The following is a 3,114-nucleotide window of genomic DNA, read 5'->3' on the forward strand; positions in this document are numbered from 1 at the left end:
AGACAGACTTGTTATAGGATCAAGCCTTACGGGCAATTAGTATCGGTTAGCTGAACGCATTACTGCGCTTACACACCCGACCTATCAACGTCCTGGTCTCGAACGACCCTTCAAGGAGGTCTAGCCTCCAGGGATATCTCATCTTAAGGCGAGTTTCCCGCTTAGATGCTTTCAGCGGTTATCTCTTCCGAACATAGCTACCCGGCGATGCCACTGGCGTGACAACCGGTACACCAGAGGTTCGTCCACTCCGGTCCTCTCGTACTAGGAGCAGCCCCCTTCAAATATCCAACGCCCACGGCAGATAGGGACCAAACTGTCTCACGACGTTTTAAACCCAGCTCACGTACCTCTTTAAATGGCGAACAGCCATACCCTTGGGACCGGCTACAGCCCCAGGATGAGATGAGCCGACATCGAGGTGCCAAACACCGCCGTCGATATGAACTCTTGGGCGGTATCAGCCTGTTATCCCCAGAGTACCTTTTATCCGTTGAGCGATGGCCCTTCCATACAGAACCACCGGATCACTATGACCTGCTTTCGCACCTGCTCGACTTGTCGGTCTCGCAGTTAAGCACGCTTATGCCATTGCACTATCAGCACGATTTCCGACCGTACCTAGCGTACCTTCGTACTCCTCCGTTACGCTTTGGGAGGAGACCGCCCCAGTCAAACTGCCTACCATGCACTGTCCCCGACCCGGATCACGGGCCAAGGTTAGAACCTCAAACAAACCAGGGTGGTATTTCAAGGACGGCTCCACCGAAACTAGCGTTCCGGTTTCATAGCCTCCCACCTATCCTACACAGATCGGTTCAAAGTCCAATGCAAAGCTACAGTAAAGGTTCATGGGGTCTTTCCGTCTAGCCGCGGGTAGATTGCATCATCACAAACACTTCAACTTCGCTGAGTCTCGGGAGGAGACAGTGTGGCCATCGTTACGCCATTCGTGCAGGTCGGAACTTACCCGACAAGGAATTTCGCTACCTTAGGACCGTTATAGTTACGGCCGCCGTTTACCGGGACTTCAATCAAGAGCTTGCACCCCATCATTTAATCTTCCGGCACCGGGCAGGCGTCACACCCTATACGTCCACTTTCGTGTTTGCAGAGTGCTGTGTTTTTATTAAACAGTCGCAGCCACCAGTTTATTGCAACCCCTTCACCCTCCTGGCGCAGGCCAGTCAAGCTACAAGGGCGTACCTTATCCCGAAGTTACGGTACCAATTTGCCGAGTTCCTTCTCCCGAGTTCTCTCAAGCGCCTTAGAATACTCATCTCGCCCACCTGTGTCGGTTTGCGGTACGGTCATCGTTAGACTGAAGCTTAGAGGCTTTTCTTGGAACCACTTCCAATTGCTTCGCGACCTAAGTCGCTCGCGCCACACCCTTGAATCCCGCGCCCGGATTTGCCTAAGCGCCTTCTCCAATGCAGCGACCGGGACTTCCAACACCCGGACAACCTTCCGCGATCCGTCCCCCCATCGCATCTAACGACGGTGCAGGAATATTGACCTGCTTCCCATCAGCTACGCATTTCTGCCTCGCCTTAGGGGCCGACTCACCCTACGCCGATGAACGTTGCGTAGGAAACCTTGGGCTTACGGCGAGGGGGCCTTTCACCCCCTTTATCGCTACTCATGTCAGCATTCGCACTTCCGATACCTCCAGCACGCTTTTCAACGCACCTTCGCAGGCTTACGGAACGCTCTCCTACCATGCGAGACTAGCTCGCATCCGCAGCTTCGGTATATAGCTTAGCCCCGTTACATCTTCCGCGCAGGACGACTCGATCAGTGAGCTATTACGCTTTCTTTAAAGGGTGGCTGCTTCTAAGCCAACCTCCTGACTGTTTTAGCCTTCCCACTTCGTTTCCCACTTAGCTATATTTGGGGACCTTAGCTGGCGGTCTGGGTTGTTTCCCTCTTGACACCGGACGTTAGCACCCGATGTCTGTCTCCCGTGATTGCACTCTTCGGTATTCGGAGTTTGCTATGGCGGGGTAATCTGCAATAGACCCCCCAACCATGACAGTGCTCTACCCCCGAAGGTGAGACACGAGGCACTACCTAAATAGTTTTCGGAGAGAACCAGCTATTTCCAGGTTTGTTTAGCCTTTCACCCCTATCCACAGCTCATCCCCTAACTTTTCAACGTTAGTGGGTTCGGACCTCCAGTACGTGTTACCGCACCTTCATCCTGGCCATGGATAGATCACCTGGTTTCGGGTCTACGCCCAGCAACTGAACGCCCTATTCGGACTCGCTTTCGCTACGCCTGCCCTATACGGTTAAGCTTGCTACTGAACGTAAGTCGCTGACCCATTATACAAAAGGTACGCCGTCACCCCTTACGAGGCTCCGACTGTTTGTATGCATGCGGTTTCAGGATCTATTTCACTCCCCTCCCGGGGTTCTTTTCGCCTTTCCCTCACGGTACTGGTTCACTATCGGTCGATCACGAGTATTTAGCCTTGGAGGATGGTCCCCCCATCTTCAGACAGGATTTCACGTGTCCCGCCCTACTTGTCGCACACCTAGTTCTTTCATACTGTTTTCGCCTACAGGGCTATCACCTGCTATGGCCGCACTTTCCAGAGCGTTCGGCTAACAATACAAATAAAGAGTGCAAGGCTCATCCCATTTCGCTCGCCACTACTTTGGGAATCTCGGTTGATTTCTTTTCCTGCGGTTACTTAGATGTTTCAGTTCACCGCGTTCGCTTCGCATGGCCTATGTATTCAGCCATGGATACTCCAAAAGGAGTGGGTTTCCCCATTCGGACATCTACGGATCAAAGCTTGTTTGCCAGCTCCCCGTAGCTTTTCGCAGGCTACCGCGTCCTTCATCGCCTGTGATCGCCAAGGCATCCACCACATGCACTTGTTCGCTTGACCCTATAACGAGTCTGTCTCATCTTTCGACGCTACAGTCGCTACAGGTTGAGTTCTCGCGTTGTGCCGTATTCCAATTGAGCCGAACAATGAAGTTCGAATCATCTTGAGATACATCGATACAATCACAACCCGGATAGTTTCCACGTCCATCTCAAAGACGCTTCCGCTATCCAAATTACTTACTTCTTCCAGATTGTTAAAGAACGACAGCCGATAC

The 3,114-nt window shown here is 52.5% G+C and carries 1 rRNA gene; it reads right to left on the reverse strand.

The features are described from left to right. Positions 1 to 15: 15 nt before the first annotated feature. A 23S ribosomal RNA gene (locus WT24_RS07835) occupies positions 16 to 2,897 on the reverse strand. Positions 2,898 to 3,114: the final 217 nt, after the last annotated feature.

This window comes from Burkholderia sp. MSMB1078WGS (genome assembly GCF_001528895.1).
In the GTDB taxonomy this organism is placed as follows: domain Bacteria; phylum Pseudomonadota; class Gammaproteobacteria; order Burkholderiales; family Burkholderiaceae; genus Burkholderia.